The sequence below is a fragment of the Streptomyces sp. NPDC052020 genome (genome assembly GCF_040680575.1).
In the GTDB taxonomy this organism is placed as follows: domain Bacteria; phylum Actinomycetota; class Actinomycetes; order Streptomycetales; family Streptomycetaceae; genus Streptomyces.
Window position 1 is genome coordinate 70,111 of record NZ_JBFAWY010000009.1, and the last position, 14,874, is coordinate 84,984.

The window sequence follows — 14,874 nt, forward strand, 5'->3', positions numbered from 1 at the left end:
GGGGGGGGTGACAGGGATCGGAGGAGTGGATTGACGAATCATGCGGGGAACTGCATACTCATGCATATCAGCGAATGCACTGTGAGGAGAACCCCGTGACCGAGCGCGTCGTACTCGCCTACTCCGGCGGTCTGGACACCTCCGTCGCCATCGGCTGGATCGCCGAGGAGACGGGCGCCGAGGTCATCGCCGTTGCGGTCGACGTCGGCCAGGGCGGCGAGGACCTGGACGTCATCCGCAAGCGCGCGCTCGCCTGCGGCGCCGTCGAGGCCGAGGTCGCGGACGCCAGGGACGAGTTCGCCGACGAGTACTGCCTCCCGGCGATCAAGGCCAACGCCCTGTACATGGACCGCTACCCCCTGGTCTCCGCCCTGTCGCGCCCGGTGATCGTCAAGCACCTGGTCGCCGCCGCCCAGAAGCACGGCGCCACCACGGTCGCCCACGGCTGCACCGGCAAGGGCAACGACCAGGTCCGTTTCGAGGCCGGCATCGTCGCCCTCGCCCCCGACCTGAAGTGCATCGCCCCGGTCCGGGACTACGCCATGACCCGCGACAAGGCCATCGCCTTCTGCGAGGAGAAGGGCCTGCCGATCGCGACCACCAAGAAGTCGCCGTACTCCATCGACCAGAACGTCTTCGGCCGGGCCATCGAGACCGGTTTCCTGGAGGACATCTGGAACGCCCCGATCGAGGACATCTACGACTACACGCAGAACCCGGCCCTCCCGCGGGAGGCCGACGAGGTGGTCATCACCTTCAAGCAGGGCGTCCCGGTCGCCATCGACGGCAAGCCGGTCACCGTCCTTCAGGCCATCCAGCAGCTCAACGAGCGCGCCGGCGCCCAGGGCATCGGCCGGATCGACATGGTCGAGGACCGCCTGGTCGGCATCAAGTCGCGCGAGGTGTACGAGGCGCCGGGCGCCATCGCCCTGATCACCGCCCACCAGGAGCTGGAGAACGTCACCGTCGAGCGCGAGCTCGCCCGCTACAAGCGGCAGGTCGAGCAGCGCTGGAGCGAGCTGGTCTACGACGGCCTGTGGTTCTCCCCCCTCAAGCGCGCCCTGGACGGCTTCGTCGAGGAGGCCAACCAGCACGTCTCCGGCGACATCCGGATGACGCTGCACGGCGGCCGCGCCGTCGTCACCGGCCGGCGCTCCGCCGAGTCGCTGTACGACTTCAACCTGGCCACCTACGACACGGGCGACACCTTCGACCAGTCCGCGGCCAAGGGCTTCATCGACATCTACAGCCTGTCGGCGAAGATGGCCGCCAAGCGCGACCTGGCGTAAGCGCCCGGCCGGCCCTCACCCGCACCAGCCCGTCCGCCGCCTCCTCACCTAACGGATCACTCACCGGTGGGGAGGCGGCGGCACATCCGCGAAACCCTCGAGGAGCAACGCAAGTGAGCAGCAACAGCGGTGACGTACGGCTCTGGGGCGGCCGTTTCGCCGACGGTCCCGCCGAGGCCCTGGCGAAGCTGTCCGCGTCCGTCCACTTCGACTGGCGGCTCGCGCCCTATGACATCGCCGGTTCCCGCGCGCACGCGCGCGTGCTGCACAAGGCGGGACTCCTCACGGAGGACGAGCTGAGCCGGATGATCGCCGGGCTGGACCGGCTGGAGGCGGACGTGGCCTCCGGGGAATTCACCGGGACGGTGGCCGACGAGGACGTCCACACCGCCCTGGAGCGCGGCCTGCTGGAGCGGCTCGGGCCCGACCTCGGCGGCAAGCTCCGCGCGGGCCGGTCCCGCAATGACCAGGTGGCCACCCTCTTCCGCATGTACCTGCGCGACCACGCCCGGATCATCGGCGGCCTGATCGCCGACCTCCAGGACGCGCTGATCGGCCTCGCCGAGGCCCACCCGGACGTGGCCATGCCCGGCCGCACCCACCTCCAGCACGCCCAGCCGGTGCTGTTCGCCCACCACGTCCTCGCCCATGCGCAGGCCCTGTCCCGGGACGCCGAGCGGCTGCGCCAGTGGGACGAGCGCACGGCCGTGTCGCCGTACGGCTCGGGCGCGCTGGCCGGTTCCTCCCTCGGCCTGGACCCGGAGGCGGTCGCCGCGGACCTCGGGTTCGAGCGCGGCAGCGCCGGCAACTCCATCGACGGCACCGCCTCGCGCGACTTCGCCGCCGAGTTCGCCTTCGTCACCGCGATGATCGGGGTGAACCTCTCCCGCATCGCCGAGGAGGTCATCATCTGGAACACGAAGGAGTTCTCCTTCGTGACCCTGCACGACGCCTTCTCCACCGGCTCCTCGATCATGCCGCAGAAGAAGAACCCGGACATCGCCGAGCTGGCGCGCGGCAAGTCCGGCCGCCTCATCGGCAACCTGACCGGCCTGATGGCGACGCTGAAGGCCCTTCCGCTCGCCTACAACCGCGACCTCCAGGAGGACAAGGAGCCGGTCTTCGACTCCATCGACCAGCTGGAGGTGCTGCTGCCGGCGTTCACCGGCATGATGGCCACGCTCACCGTCCACCGCGAGCGGATGGAGGAGCTGGCCCCGGCCGGGTTCTCGCTCGCCACGGACATCGCCGAATGGCTGGTCAAGCAGGGCGTTCCCTTCCGGGTCGCGCACGAGGTCGCCGGCGCGTGCGTGAAGGTCGCCGAAGCCGAGGGCAAGGAGCTGGACGACCTCACCGACGAGCAGTTCGCCGGGATCTCCGCCCACCTCACCCCCGAGGTGCGCTCCGTCCTCAACGTCCCCGGCGCCCTCGCCTCCCGCGACGGGCGCGGCGGCACGGCACCCGCCGCCGTCGCCGCCCAGCTCGCCGAGGTCAAGGCCGACGTGGCGGCGCAGCACGCGTGGGCGAGCGCCCGGAAGTGACGTGCGGGCATCGCGGGTTACGTTGGTCCCGGCCGCACCGAGCCGACCGAACGGAGCCCGCGATGCCCTTCGCCCGTCTCACCGCGGCGACGACCCCCGCCTGCCATCTCGGCCTCGGGCTGGCCGCCGTCGGCCGTCCCGGCTACATCACCCTCGGCCGCGAGCGCGACCTCCCGGCCGAGCGCGGCGTCGAGGCGCTGTGGACGCGCACCCACGACCTCCTCGACGCCGCCTACGCGCAGGGCGTCCGGTACGTCGACGCCGCCCGCTCCTACGGCCGCTCGGAGGAGTTCCTCGCCGAGTGGCTGCGCACCCGCCCCGAGGCCGCCGACGTGGTGGTCGGCAGCAAGTGGGGCTACACCTACACCGCCGGCTGGTCCACCGACGCCGAGCGGCACGAGGTCAAGGACCACAGCGTCGCCGCGTACGCCCGCCAGCGCGCCGAGACCGACGCCCTGCTCGGCGACCGCCTCGACCTCTACCAGATCCACTCGGTGACCCCGGACAGCCCCGCCCTCACCGACAGGGAACTGCACGCCCGCCTGGCCGAGGCCGCGGCCGAGGGCGTCACCGTGGGCTTCTCCACCAGCGGCCCCGGCCAGGCCGACGCCATCCGCGCCGCGCTCGCCGTGACGGTCGGCGGCGAGCCCCTCTTCCGTGCGGTCCAGTCGACGTACAACGTGCTGGAGACCTCCGCCGGTCCCGCGCTCGCCGAGGCGCACGACGCCGGGCTCACGGTGATCGTCAAGGAGGGCATGGCCAACGGGCGCCTGGCCGAACCGCACGCGCCGGACGCCCTGCGGACCGTGGCCGAGGAGACCACCATGGGCTGCGACGCCGTCGCCCTCGCCGTGATCCTGCGCCGGCCCTGGGCCGGCGTCGTCCTCTCCGGCGCCGTGACCACCACGCAGCTCGCCTCCAACCTGCACGCCGCCGCCGTCGACCTGGACGACGACCAGCTCGCCCGGCTGGCCGGCCTGGCCGAGGACCCCCGCGCCTACTGGGAGCGGCGCGGGCGGCTGCCCTGGCACTGACCCGAACCTGTCACCAGCGCAAGTGAGGCACACATGTTCGCTGTGAGACATGAATGTCTCACATGCGCTATGGTTGTCTCATGGCTGTCGACCGTGACCATGTCCTGCGCAGTGCCGCGGCCCTGCTGACCCGCAAATCGACCGCGACCATGGACGAGGTCGCCAAGGCCGCCGGGATCAGCCGGGCCACGCTGCACCGCCACTTCGCCGGGCGCGACGCGCTGGTGCGCGCGCTGGAGGCGCTGTGCATCGCCGAGTGCGAGGCCGCCCTGGACCGGGCCCGGCTGGACGAGGGCGGCGCGGGTGAGGCCGTAGGGCGGCTGGTGCGCGAGATCGAGCCCGCCGCCGGGCTGCTGGCCTTCCTCTACACCGAGAACCAGCTCTTCGAGGGCGGCGCGCAGCACGAGGGCTGGACCCGGCTCGACGCGCGCGTGGCCGGACTGTTCCGGCGGGGCCAGCGAGACGGCGAGTTCCGTATCGACCTCACGCCGGTCTGGCTCACGGAGGCCCTCTACGGGCTGATCGCCTCGGGTGCCTGGGCCGTACTGGACGGCCGGGTGGCCGCCAAGGACTTCCCATTCATGATCGTCGAGCTGCTGCTCGGCGGTGCGACACGGAGAGAGGGATCATGACCAGCACCCTGCGGCCGGCGTACCCGGCGGAGGTGAGGCGACCGGGCCGCTGGCTCGCCCTCGCCGTCCTCGTGCTGGCCGTGCTGCTGGTGGCCGTCGACGCGACCGTCCTCGGTCTCGCGACCCCCTACATCAGCGAGGACCTCAGGCCCTCCGGCACCCAGCTGCTGTGGATCGGTGACGTCTACTCGTTCGTCATCGCCGGACTGCTCGTCTCCATGGGCAACCTCGGCGACCGCGTCGGCCGCAAGCGGATCCTGCTCGTCGGCGCCACGGCGTTCGGCGCGGTCTCCGTCCTGAACGCCTACGCGACCACGCCCGAGCTGCTGATCCTGGCGCGGGCCCTGCTCGGCGTCGCGGGCGCCACCCTGATGCCCGCCACCCTCGCCCTGATCCGCAACCTCTTCCACGACCCCCGCGAGCGCAGTCTCGCCGTCGGCATCTGGGGCGCCACCGCCTCCGCCGGCACGGCGGTCGGCCCCATCGCCGGCGGTTTCCTGCTGGAGCACTTCTGGTGGGGCTCGGTCTTCCTGATCAACCTGCCGGTGATGGCCGTCCTCGTCCTCGTCGGCGTCAAGCTGCTGCCGGAGTCCCGCAACCCGGATCCCGGCCCGTGGGACCTGCTCAGCGTCGTGCTGTCCCTGGTCGGCATGGTCGGCGTGGTCTACGCCGTCAAGGAGGCCGCCGCGCACGGCTTCGCGTGGGGCACGCTGGCCGCGGGCCTGCTGGGCACCGCCGCGCTGGTCGGGTTCGTACGCCGGCAGCTCACCCTGCCGGCCCCGCTGCTGGACATGCGGCTGTTCCGCAACCGCGGCTTCAGCGGCGCCGTGCTGGCCGACCTGCTGACCATCCTGGGCCTGTCCGGCCTGGTGTTCTTCCTGTCCCAGTACCTCCAGCTCGTGCAGGGCAGGCGCCCGTTCGAGGCGGGGCTGGCCGAACTGCCCGCCGCCGTCGGCGCGGTGGCGGCCGGTCTGATCGCGGGCCGCGCGGCCCGGCGCTTCTCGGTGCGGGCCGTGGTCTCCGGCGGACTCGCCGCGGTCGGCGCGGCGCTCGCCGCGCTCACCGTCATCGGCCAGTCCACCGGCTATCCGCTGCTGGGCGCGGCGCTGCTGGTCGTCGGCGTCGGCGCCGGATTCTCGTTCACCGTGACCGCCGACGTGATCCTCTCCAGCGTGCCCAAGGAGCAGGCGGGCGCCGCCTCCGCGGTGTCCGAGACGGCGTACGAACTCGGCGCGGCCCTCGGCATCGCCCTGCTCGGCTCCATCGTCACCGGCGTGTACCGCGACTTCACGGGCCCGGCGGGCACCCCGGAGGCGGCGCACGAGTCGCTGGGCGGCGCCGTGGAGGCGGCCGCCCAGCTGCCCGCCCCCACGGCGTCGGCGCTGCTGGACGCCGCCCGGCAGTCCTTCGTCGACGGACTGTCCCTCGCGGCGGGCGCCGGCGCGGTGGTCCTGCTGGCGGCTTCGGTAGCGGCCTGGTTCCTGCTGCGCGGGCAGCGGCTGGAGGACGGGGCCGGGCACGGGTGACCGCCGGCGGCCGGGCTCGCCGGAACCGGCCTGTCCCGCTCCAGGGCCGCGAGAACGCCGGCCCCGGCGGAGGTGTCCGTGACCGGCGGGTGCCGGTCCGTCAGGCGCCCACGGCGGCCCCGGCGTCGCGGCACACGCGAGTGGCCTCCGCCCCCGGGCCGCGCGAGCGGCGACCGGCCGGCCCCGAGGACGGGCACGCGCGCCGGACGCGCCGCCCCGGACCCCGCCCCGCAGGGACCGCCGGCCCCGTGCCCCGGAGCCGGACAGGCGGACGGCGGGCCGCTCAGGAGGCGGCCCGCCGTCGGCGTGGTGCGGCGGATGGACGCGCTACGCGGCCTTCTTCGCCTTCGTGGCGTACATGTCCACGTACTCCTGTCCCGACAGCCGCATGACCTCCGCCATCACGGAGTCGGTCACCGCCCGCAGCACGTACCGGTCGCGGTCCATGCCCTCGTACCGCGAGAACTCCAGCGCCTCGCCGAAGCGGACCGTGACCTTGCCCGGCCGCGGGATGCCCCGGCCGCCGGGCTGGAGCTTGTCGGTGCCGATCATCGCGAACGGCACGACCGGCGCGCCGGTCATCAGGGTGAGCCGGGCGATACCGGTGCGTCCCCGGTAGAGCCGGCCGTCGGGGGAGCGGGTGCCCTCCGGGTAGATCCCGAAGATCCTGCCCTCCTCCAGCACCCGGCGCCCGGTCATGAGCGCCGCGACACCGCCGTTGGCGCCGTCCCGGTCCACCGGGATCATGCCGACGCCCGTGAAGAACCACGCCATCAGGCGGCCTTTGAGGCCCTTGCCGGTGACGTACTCGTCCTTGCCGATGAAGACGACCTGACGCTTGGTGACCAGGGGCAGGACGATCGAGTCGATGAAGGTCAGATGGTTGCCGGCCAGGATCACCGGGCCGTCGGCCGGGATGTGCTCCGCGCCCTCCACCTGTGGGCGGAACATCAGGCGCATGATCGGACCGAGCACTGCCTTGATGAGCGCGAAGCGGGACAACGGGCCCTCCGTTTGTCAAGAGAGTGTCGAGTGGTGTCGAGGACGGCGAGGCGTCGAGACGTCGAGGCATCGCGCATCGGGTACGAGTCTGTGCAGGTGAGGACATTACTCGCGGTCCAGGGGGGAACGCACGTCGGGTTCACCGGGGTCTTACGCGCTGTTGACACGCGTTCACCTGCGGGGTCGCGCCGTGGCGCGGCGGTAACCCGGCCGGAACGATGTGAGACGGGTCGCGCCCCCGGGGCGTGAGCCCGCGCGGTGTCCGTCCTCGTCCCCTCGCCGTCCGCGTACCCCGGTCCGCCGCCGCCAAGCCCACGCTCCGTCAGAGACCGGCTCCCGCGCGCCGTCCGGCGTCACCCCGGTGTTCCGCCGGGAGTCTCCCGCCCGTCATCCACGCGCCCCTACGATCGGCGCGCACCGGACGAGCCGACGGCAGGAGGCGCTCATGGGAACGCGGGAGACGGACGAGCGGACGGGCGGGGCCGGGCGGCGGGCGCTCCTGGGCGCCGCGGTGCTCGGCGCGGGCGGAGCCGTCCTCGGCCTGCCCGGCACGGCGGGAGCCGCCGGCACCCGGCCCGGCGGCGAGGGCCTGAAGGGCCTGCCCGTCCCGACGGTCATCGCGCACCGCGGCGCCAGCGGCTACCGGCCCGAGCACACCCTGGGCGCCTACCAGCTGGCCCTGGACATGGGCGCCGACATCGTCGAGGCCGGCGATCTGGTCCCCACCAGGGACGGCCACCTCGTCTGCCGCCACGAGCCCGAGATCGGCGGCACCACGGACGTCGCGGACCGCCCCGAGTTCGCCGGCCGCAAGCGGACCAAGTCGCTCGACGGCGTGGTCACCACCGGCTGGTTCACCGAGGACTTCACGCTCGCCGAGCTCAAGACCCTGCGGGCGACGGAGCGCATCCCCGCCAACCGCCCCCGCAACACCCTGTACGACGGCCGCTGGGAGATACCCACCTTCGAAGAGGTGCTCCGCTGGCAGGACCAGCAGACCCGGCGGCGCGGCGAACGGGTCTGGATCTACCCCGAGCTCAAGCACCCCACCTACTTCCGCAAGCTGGGCCTCGGCCTGGAGGAGCGGGTCGCCCGGATCCTGCGCCGGCACGGCAAGGACGGGAGGAACTCCCCGGTGATCCTCCAGTCCTTCGAGCCGACCAGCGTCCAGCGCCTGGCCAAGCTGGTCGGCAACCCGCTGGTCGTGCTGCTGTCCGGCGCGGGCAGCCGCCCCTGGGACTTCGTCGAGACCGGCGACGACCGCACGGTCGCCGACCTCGTCACCCCCGAGGGCCTGCGGGAGATCGCCTCCTACGCCCAGGGCATCGGGCCCACCCTCGACCTGGTCATCCCGCGTGACCCGGCCGGGCGCCTCAAGGAGCCGACCACCCTCGTCCGCGACGCCCACCGGGCGGGCCTGATCCTGCACCCGTACACCCTGCGCAACGAGAACCCGTTCCTGCCCGCCGACTTCCGCGAGGGCACCGCCGCCGACGCCTACGGCGACGTCTTCGGCGCCTACCGGGCCTACTTCGCCACCGGCATCGACGGCATCTTCACCGACCACCCGGACACCGGCCTGCTGGCCCGCGGGGACTTCGTCAACCGCTGAGCTCGACGGCCCCGGTTGGGGTGACCTTCCGGCCGTCCGGACAACTCGCGCCCGGACGGCCGTGTCATAGCGCGTATGACGCACGAGCTGGTCACCGCCCTGCGCCCGCTGCTCACCGCAGAGGCCGCCGCGGAGGCGTACGCGTCCGGGGCCGAGCCCGGCGATCTGGAACAGGCGGTCTGGCTGCGCCTCCTGGAGCACCTGGAAACGGACGGCCCGCCCCCCGACCTCCACGGCTGGCTGCGCGGGGCGATCCGCTCCGAGGCCCGCCGTACCCTGCGCACCACGCGTCTGGAACGGCCGTACCCGGGCGAACCCGCCGACGACACCAGCCGCGACCCCGAAGCGCTGGCCCTCGCCGCCGCCCGGCACCGGGCCGTGCGCGATGCGGTGCGCCGCCTGCCCGGCCGCTGCCCCCGGCTGATGGAGGCTCTGCTGTCTCCGAAGGACCTTACATACCGGGAAATCGCGGGGGAGTTGGGTATATCACAGGGGAGTCTTGGCCCCGAACGCTCCAGATGTCTGGGATGTCTGCGGCGACTCCTCGGTCCGGAGGTTGCGGCTCGCTGACGAGGGGGATAGGAGTGGGGGACAACAGGTGATCAGATGAGCGGGAGGCGTGCGCACATGGGCATGAGTGTGACCATCTCTGCGGCGACCGAGCAGGATGCCGAACAGATCTTCCGGCTGCAATACCTCTGCTTCCAGGGCGAGGCGGCGCTCTACGGCAACTACCGCATCGACCCGCTGGTCCAGACCCTGGACTCCGTCCGCGAGGAAGTGGCCCGGGACTGCGTCTTCGTGGCGCGGCTCGGCGACGAGGTCGTCGGCTCCGTACGCGGCCGGCTGACCGAGGACGGCGCCGCGTCCATCGGCAGGCTCTGCGTCCACCCCCGCCTCCAGGGGCACGGCATCGGCGCCCGCCTGCTCCGGGCGGCCGAGTCCGCCCTGGCCGGGGAGCGCGGCGCCACCCGCTTCCGCCTCCACACCGGTCGCCGCAGCGAGGGCAACCTGCGCCTGTACCGCCGCGTCGGCTACGAGACGGTCGGCACCGCGCAGGGCGCGGACGGCGTCCCGATGGTCGTACTGGAGAAGCCCGCGGAGGCGTACGCGACGACGGCCTGAGGTCCGGTGGGGGCCGGGCTCCGGCTCAGCCGGCGGCCGGCCGCCGCGTCCGCGCCGCCTTCCGCAGCCAGTACAGGGCGGTCAGCGGCAGCAGCACGGGGATGAAGAGGTAGCCCATCCCGTAGTCCGACCACACGGTCGCGTCCGGGAAGGCCGACGGCTCGGCCAGTGTCCAGGTCCCCACGGTCAGTACGCCCACCAGCTCGGCGGCGCAGCACACCAGCGCCGCCTTGCGGGCCGCCTCGCCGCCGCGCACCAGGGAGTACGTGATGAAGCCGTACACCAGCCCGGCCACCGCCGACAGCGAGTACGCCAGCGGCGCCCGGTCGAACTCGGTGGCGATCTGGTAGGCCGAGCGCGACACCGCGCCCACGACCATCACCCCGTACAGCCAGAGCAGCAGCATGCCGGGGCCGCCGACGAGGCGGGTCCGCGCCGCCCCCTCCTGTGTGGCCGTCATCTCAGCCTCCCCAGATGTCATAGAGGCGCACCTCCAGCACGGCCAGCACCACACCGCCGGCCGCGACCGTCACCGAGCCCCACCGGGTGCGTTCGGCCAGCGACATGAACCCCGCCGCCGGAACGCACGCGAAGGCCCCGAGCAGATACGCCACGAAGATCACCGTGCCCTGGTCGGGCTTCTCGCCCCGCGCCAGCCGCACCACGCCGACCGCCAGCTGGACCAGGGCCAGCAGCGTCACCACGGCCATCCCGATGAAGTGCCAGTCCTTCGTCGGCTGATCACGGTAGGCCGCCCAGCCGCACCATGCGGCGAGCAGCAGCGCGGCGACGCCGGTCGCCAGCGTCAGGACGTCAAGCATGGCAGCGACCCTATTACGGGCCAAAAGCCCCCCGGCGCCCGGCCCCGGCGTCGAGGGCGCGCGCCCGCGATCGCCTACCTCTCCGTACACGCCCCCGTGGCTCCGCAGCGCCATGGTGTACGTACGGAGAGACCGGCCGCGCTCCGCCCGGCGACGGCCGTGGCGTTGGCCACAGCCCGTCGGCCCCGTCCCCGGCGCCGGCCCGGCGGCCGGCGGGCCGCCGCCTCATCGATCCTGGTCACCGGCGGGGACGGAGCCGGCCGGCCGCGCGCCGCCCGGACCGCGGCCGCCCCGCCCGGTGTCCACTATGCGGACAGCGGAGTCCGGCCATGTCCATACGTCTGCTTTACTGAGCGCATGACCACGACGAGCGACCGCACCCCTGCGACCGAGGCGACGATGACGCCCGGTGCTCGTTGTCTGGGTATGCGTCGAATGTGCGCCTTCTAGAGGGCCCCTGCACGATCCGAGCCTCGCGCCCCGAAGCGAGCGCCGCTCATGTCCGCCACCGCGCCCCGCGCGGGCGGCCGAGCCGCCCCCCGCCGCCGGACGGCGCGGGGGAGCACCCCTCGCGCACACGTTTCTCCCGGTTCCCCCGCCCTCACGAGAACGTGCCGCGTTCCGAAGACCCCCGAAGAACAACGCCCGTGCCGGCGCCCACGCACGCGCCGCGCACTCGACAGTGACGGAAACCCACGTGATCACCACCACGGGCCTCACCAAGGTCTACCGCTCGCGCGGCCGTGAGGTCACCGCCCTCGACGGCGTCGACCTGCACGTCCGCGAAGGCGAGGTGTACGGCGTCATCGGCCAGTCCGGCGCCGGAAAGTCCTCGCTCATCCGCTGTATCAACCTCCTGGAGCGCCCCACCTCCGGCACGGTCACCGTCGCCGGGCAGGACCTCACCGCGCTCGCCGGCCGCGGGCCCCGCGCCGGCCGGGAACTGCGGCAGGCGCGCAGCCGTATCGGCATGGTCTTCCAGCACTTCAACCTGCTGTCCTCGCGGACGGTCCAGGACAACGTCGAGCTGCCCCTGGAGATCCTCGGCACGTCCGGCAAGGAGCGCTCCCGCAAGGCCCTGGAACTGCTCGACCTGGTCGGCCTCGCCGACAAGGCCAAGTCGTACCCCGCCCAGCTCTCCGGCGGCCAGAAGCAGCGCGTCGGCATCGCCCGCGCCCTGGCCGGCGATCCCAAGGTGCTGCTCTCCGACGAGGCCACCAGCGCCCTCGACCCGGAGACCACCCGCTCCATCCTCCAGCTGCTGCGCGACCTGAACCGGCAGCTCGGCCTGACCGTCCTGCTCATCACCCACGAGATGGACGTCGTCAAGAGCATCTGCGACTCGGCCGCGCTCATGGACAAGGGCCGCGTCGTCGAGTCGGGCACCGTCGGCGAACTGCTCGCCACCCCGGGCTCCGAGCTGGCCGCCGCGCTGTTCCCGGTCGGGGGAGAGGCGACCGCCGACGACCGCACCGTCCTGGACGTCACCTTCCACGGCGCGGCCGCCACCCAGCCGGTCATCTCCCAGCTCGCCCGGACCTACAACATCGACATATCGATCCTCGGTGCCGCCATCGACTCCGTCGGCGGCCTCCAGATCGGCCGCATGCGCATCGAACTGCCCGGCCGCTACGAGGACAACGTCGTGCCGGTCGGCTTCCTGCGCGAGCAGGGCCTGCAAGTCGACGTGGTGGACGCGCTGGACGAGCCGGACACGGCGCACGCGCCGGACACGCCGGACACGGGGAACGACGACCAGTCCGCGCTGGTGAAGGAAGGTGCCGAATGACCTGGGCCGAGATGCAGCCGCTGCTGGAGCAGGCGTGTCGCGAGACGCTGGTCATGGTCGGCTGGTCCACCCTGATCGCCGTCGTCGCCGGCCTGCCGATCGGTGTCCTGCTCGTCCTCACGGACAAGGGCGGCCTGCTCCAGAACACCCTGGTGAACAAGGTCGTCGGGCAGATCGTGAACGTCGGCCGCTCGCTGCCGTTCATCATCCTGATGGTCGCGCTGATGAACTTCACCCGCTGGGTCACCGGGACCACCATCGGCAGCGAGGCCGCGATCGTGCCGCTCGCCATCGGCGGCATCCCCTTCTTCGCCCGCCTGGTCGAGACGGCCGTCCGTGAGGTGGACAACGGCCTCGTCGAGGCCGTCCAGGCCATGGGCGGCAACACCTGGACGATCGTCCGCAAGGTCCTCGTCCCCGAGGCGCTCCCGTCGCTGATCGCCAGCACCACCACCACGGTCATCGCCCTCATCGGCTACTCGGCGATGGCCGGCACCGTCGGCGGCGGCGGTCTCGGCGACCTCGCCGTCCGCTACGGCTACCAGCGCTTCGAGACCGGCCTGATGTGGATCACCGTGGCGATCCTCGCCGTCGTCATCTCCGTCATCCAGTTCGCCGGCGACTACGCCGCGCGCACCCTGCACCGCCGCGGCGGCCGCTCCGGCCCCGGGCCCAGGCTGCGGCTGCTGAAGGCCAGGGAGCCCGCGGCGGCCGACGTCGAGAAGGTCGCGTAACCGCGCCCGTCACCAGACTCCCCGGTCCCGCCGTCACCGTGGATCCGGGGTCGCACCACCCACAAGGAAAGGCACTTTTCGTGCGTAACACCGCCAAGATCACCACCGCCGTCCTCGCCGCCTCGGCCCTCACCCTCGGGCTGTCCGCCTGCGGCTCGGACAAGGACTCCGCCTCCGACACCTCCGGACCGCTGGTCGTCGCCGCGACCCCTGTCCCGCACGCCGAGATCCTCACCTACGTCAAGGACAACCTGGCGCAGAAGGAGGGCCTCGACCTGGAGGTCAAGGAGTTCACCGACTACGTCACGCCGAACACGGCGACGGAGGACGGCTCGGTGGGCGCCAACTACTTCCAGACCGAGCCCTACCTGGCGGACTTCAACAAGAAGAACGGCACCCACCTGAAGTCCGTCGCCTCGGTGCACCTGGAGCCGCTCGGCCTGTACTCCGAGAAGGCCGACAAGCCCGGCGACCTGAAGAACGGTGCGACCATCGCCGTCCCCAACGACACCGTGACCGAGGCGCGCGCCCTTCAGCTGCTCGCCGCCAACGGGCTCCTCACCCTCAAGGACGGCGTCGGCACCGAGGCCACCCCCGCCGACATCGTCAAGAACCCCAAGAACCTCAAGTTCAAGGAGCTGGAGGCGGCCCAGACCCCGCGCTCCCTGGGCGACGTCGACGCCGCCGTCATCAACGGCAACTACGCCCTGGAGGCGGACCTCAAGCCGGCCAAGGACGCCCTCGTCCTGGAGTCCGCCGAGAACAACCCGAACGTCAACCTCCTCGTGGTCAAGGAGGGCAACGAGGACGACCCGCGCGTGAAGAAGCTCGCCAAGCTCCTCACCTCCCCCGAGGTGAAGAAGTTCATCGAGGACAAGTACGCCGGATCCGTCATCGCCTCCTTCTGACCCGCCGTCCGCCGCCACGCACGGGGTCCGCTCCGCCCGACGGCGGGGCACCCCCACGCCGTCCGGGCAGTGGGGGAGGACCCCGCGTGCGGTTCGGGGCTCTCATGCTGCATGCTGGGCAGTTCAGCAGGCCCTGACGGCTCAGAAGGTCCCAAGGTTACGGAGCGGCGCATGACGAGCACCTTCCCCGACATCTCCATCAGCACGGAGCGGTTGGTGCTGCGTCCCTTCGAGGCGGACGACGTCCCCGCCCTGGCCGCGATGATGAACGACGAGCAGGTCGGCGCCTGGACCGATGTCCCCCAGCCCTTCACCGAGCAGGGGGCCCGCGACTGGATCACCGAGCGCGCCCCGGCCCGGCGCGCCGCCGGGCGGGGACTCGACCTGGCCGTCACCGAGTTCCTCACCCAGCGCCTGGTCGGCGTCATCCAGCTCACCCGGACCAACTGGCGGGTGCGGTCCACCGAACTGTCGTACATCGTCGCCCCCTGGGCGCGCGGCGAGGGCTACGCCTCCGAGGCCGCGCTCGCCACCGCCCAGTGGCTCTTCGGCGACCAGAGGTTCGAACGCGTCGAACTGCGCACGGCCGCCGACAACACCGCCTCCCAGCAGGTCGCCCAGAAGATCGGCTGCATCAGCGAGGGCGTCCTGCGCAACGCCTGCATAGCGCACGTCCGCGCCGAGGACGGCACCTGGACCGACGTGCGCACCGACTTCATCGTGTGGAGTCTGCTGCCCGAGGACCTGGAGGGCGCGGGCGAGCACCCGGCCGACACCGGTTTCACCGCCTTCACCGACTGGAACTGACCGGGACCGGCCCCGCGGGCGGCGCCGCCGCCGTTTTCCTCAGCCGCACCGGGT

Annotated in this window: 15 protein-coding genes; 12 read left to right on the forward strand and 3 right to left on the reverse strand. The window is 72.4% G+C overall.

Annotated elements, in window-relative coordinates; translation table 11 throughout:
* The first annotated feature begins 95 nt into the window (after positions 1-95).
* From AB0L74_RS11780 to AB0L74_RS11800, 5 genes are all read left to right on the forward strand, one after another.
* On the forward strand, positions 96-1,289 hold the full coding sequence (locus tag AB0L74_RS11780; protein ID WP_365649082.1) for an argininosuccinate synthase: 1,194 nt from the start codon (positions 96-98) through the stop codon (positions 1,287-1,289).
* A gap of 113 nt (positions 1,290-1,402) precedes the next feature.
* The gene (gene argH, locus AB0L74_RS11785; protein ID WP_365649085.1) at positions 1,403-2,830 is read left to right on the forward strand and encodes an argininosuccinate lyase; all 1,428 of its coding nucleotides are present in this window, start codon (positions 1,403-1,405) and stop codon (positions 2,828-2,830) included.
* A 62-nt stretch (positions 2,831-2,892) separates the two neighbouring features.
* Positions 2,893-3,864 carry an aldo/keto reductase gene (locus AB0L74_RS11790; RefSeq protein WP_365649088.1) on the forward strand — a complete coding sequence of 324 codons (972 nt, stop codon included), beginning with the start codon at positions 2,893-2,895 and terminating at the stop codon, positions 3,862-3,864.
* Positions 3,865-3,944: 80 nt separating this feature from the next.
* On the forward strand, positions 3,945-4,496 hold the full coding sequence (locus AB0L74_RS11795) for a helix-turn-helix domain-containing protein (RefSeq protein WP_365649091.1): 552 nt from the start codon (positions 3,945-3,947) through the stop codon (positions 4,494-4,496).
* Positions 4,493-6,022 (forward strand): MFS transporter, encoded by a 1,530-nt coding sequence (locus tag AB0L74_RS11800; protein WP_365649094.1) that lies wholly within the window; start codon positions 4,493-4,495, stop codon positions 6,020-6,022. The genes AB0L74_RS11795 and AB0L74_RS11800 overlap by 4 nt, the downstream gene beginning before the upstream one ends.
* A gap of 327 nt (positions 6,023-6,349) precedes the next feature.
* On the opposite strand, the gene AB0L74_RS11805 is transcribed toward AB0L74_RS11800, so the two are convergent.
* A complete protein-coding gene (locus AB0L74_RS11805; RefSeq protein WP_029386226.1) occupies positions 6,350-7,024 on the reverse strand; it encodes a lysophospholipid acyltransferase family protein in 675 nt (224 codons plus the stop codon).
* A 445-nt stretch (positions 7,025-7,469) separates the two neighbouring features.
* Between AB0L74_RS11805 and AB0L74_RS11810 the strand changes: the two genes are divergently transcribed.
* From AB0L74_RS11810 to AB0L74_RS11820, 3 genes are all read left to right on the forward strand, one after another.
* Complete coding sequence (locus AB0L74_RS11810; RefSeq protein ID WP_365649098.1) at positions 7,470-8,636, forward strand: glycerophosphodiester phosphodiesterase; 1,167 nt, start codon at positions 7,470-7,472, stop codon at positions 8,634-8,636.
* Between the two features lie 75 nt (positions 8,637-8,711).
* Positions 8,712-9,206 carry a sigma-70 family RNA polymerase sigma factor gene (locus AB0L74_RS11815; RefSeq protein ID WP_365649101.1) on the forward strand — a complete coding sequence of 165 codons (495 nt, stop codon included), beginning with the start codon at positions 8,712-8,714 and terminating at the stop codon, positions 9,204-9,206.
* A 57-nt stretch (positions 9,207-9,263) separates the two neighbouring features.
* On the forward strand, positions 9,264-9,761 hold the full coding sequence (locus AB0L74_RS11820; protein ID WP_365649530.1) for a GNAT family N-acetyltransferase: 498 nt from the start codon (positions 9,264-9,266) through the stop codon (positions 9,759-9,761).
* Between the two features lie 25 nt (positions 9,762-9,786).
* On the opposite strand, the gene AB0L74_RS11825 is transcribed toward AB0L74_RS11820, so the two are convergent.
* Positions 9,787-10,221, reverse strand: coding sequence for a hypothetical protein (locus tag AB0L74_RS11825; protein ID WP_365649104.1), 435 nt, complete (start codon positions 10,219-10,221; stop codon positions 9,787-9,789).
* 1 nt (position 10,222) lies between these two features.
* Positions 10,223-10,582: a hypothetical protein gene (locus AB0L74_RS11830; protein WP_365649107.1), complete on the reverse strand. Its 360-nt coding sequence runs from the start codon at positions 10,580-10,582 to the stop codon at positions 10,223-10,225.
* 697 nt (positions 10,583-11,279) lie between these two features.
* Here AB0L74_RS11830 and AB0L74_RS11835 point away from each other — a divergent pair.
* From AB0L74_RS11835 to AB0L74_RS11850, 4 genes are all read left to right on the forward strand, one after another.
* Entirely contained in the window at positions 11,280-12,371 is a 1,092-nt protein-coding gene (locus tag AB0L74_RS11835; RefSeq protein WP_365649110.1) for an ATP-binding cassette domain-containing protein, read from the forward strand.
* Positions 12,368-13,105 carry a methionine ABC transporter permease gene (locus AB0L74_RS11840; RefSeq protein WP_365649113.1) on the forward strand — a complete coding sequence of 246 codons (738 nt, stop codon included), beginning with the start codon at positions 12,368-12,370 and terminating at the stop codon, positions 13,103-13,105. Before AB0L74_RS11835 ends, AB0L74_RS11840 begins: the two co-directional genes overlap by 4 nt.
* 80 nt (positions 13,106-13,185) lie before the next feature.
* Positions 13,186-14,013 carry a MetQ/NlpA family ABC transporter substrate-binding protein gene (locus AB0L74_RS11845; protein WP_365649117.1) on the forward strand — a complete coding sequence of 276 codons (828 nt, stop codon included), beginning with the start codon at positions 13,186-13,188 and terminating at the stop codon, positions 14,011-14,013.
* Positions 14,014-14,184: 171 nt separating this feature from the next.
* Positions 14,185-14,820, forward strand: coding sequence for a GNAT family N-acetyltransferase (locus AB0L74_RS11850; protein ID WP_365649120.1), 636 nt, complete (start codon positions 14,185-14,187; stop codon positions 14,818-14,820).
* Positions 14,821-14,874 lie beyond the last annotated feature (54 nt).

Excerpts from the sequence above, each read along its gene's own strand:
- AB0L74_RS11825 (WP_365649104.1), bottom strand. The coding sequence starts at position 10,221 with ATGACGGCCACACAGGAGGGGGCGGCGCGGACCCGCCTCGTCGGCGGC.
- AB0L74_RS11795 (WP_365649091.1), top strand. The coding sequence starts at position 3,945 with ATGGCTGTCGACCGTGACCATGTCCTGCGCAGTGCCGCGGCCCTGCTG.
- AB0L74_RS11850 (WP_365649120.1), top strand. The coding sequence starts at position 14,185 with ATGACGAGCACCTTCCCCGACATCTCCATCAGCACGGAGCGGTTGGTG.
- AB0L74_RS11815 (WP_365649101.1), top strand. The coding sequence starts at position 8,712 with ATGACGCACGAGCTGGTCACCGCCCTGCGCCCGCTGCTCACCGCAGAG.
- AB0L74_RS11820 (WP_365649530.1), top strand. The coding sequence starts at position 9,264 with ATGGGCATGAGTGTGACCATCTCTGCGGCGACCGAGCAGGATGCCGAA.
- AB0L74_RS11830 (WP_365649107.1), bottom strand. The coding sequence starts at position 10,582 with ATGCTTGACGTCCTGACGCTGGCGACCGGCGTCGCCGCGCTGCTGCTC.
- AB0L74_RS11790 (WP_365649088.1), top strand. The coding sequence starts at position 2,893 with ATGCCCTTCGCCCGTCTCACCGCGGCGACGACCCCCGCCTGCCATCTC.
- AB0L74_RS11840 (WP_365649113.1), top strand. The coding sequence starts at position 12,368 with ATGACCTGGGCCGAGATGCAGCCGCTGCTGGAGCAGGCGTGTCGCGAG.
- AB0L74_RS11810 (WP_365649098.1), top strand. The coding sequence starts at position 7,470 with ATGGGAACGCGGGAGACGGACGAGCGGACGGGCGGGGCCGGGCGGCGG.
- AB0L74_RS11800 (WP_365649094.1), top strand. The coding sequence starts at position 4,493 with ATGACCAGCACCCTGCGGCCGGCGTACCCGGCGGAGGTGAGGCGACCG.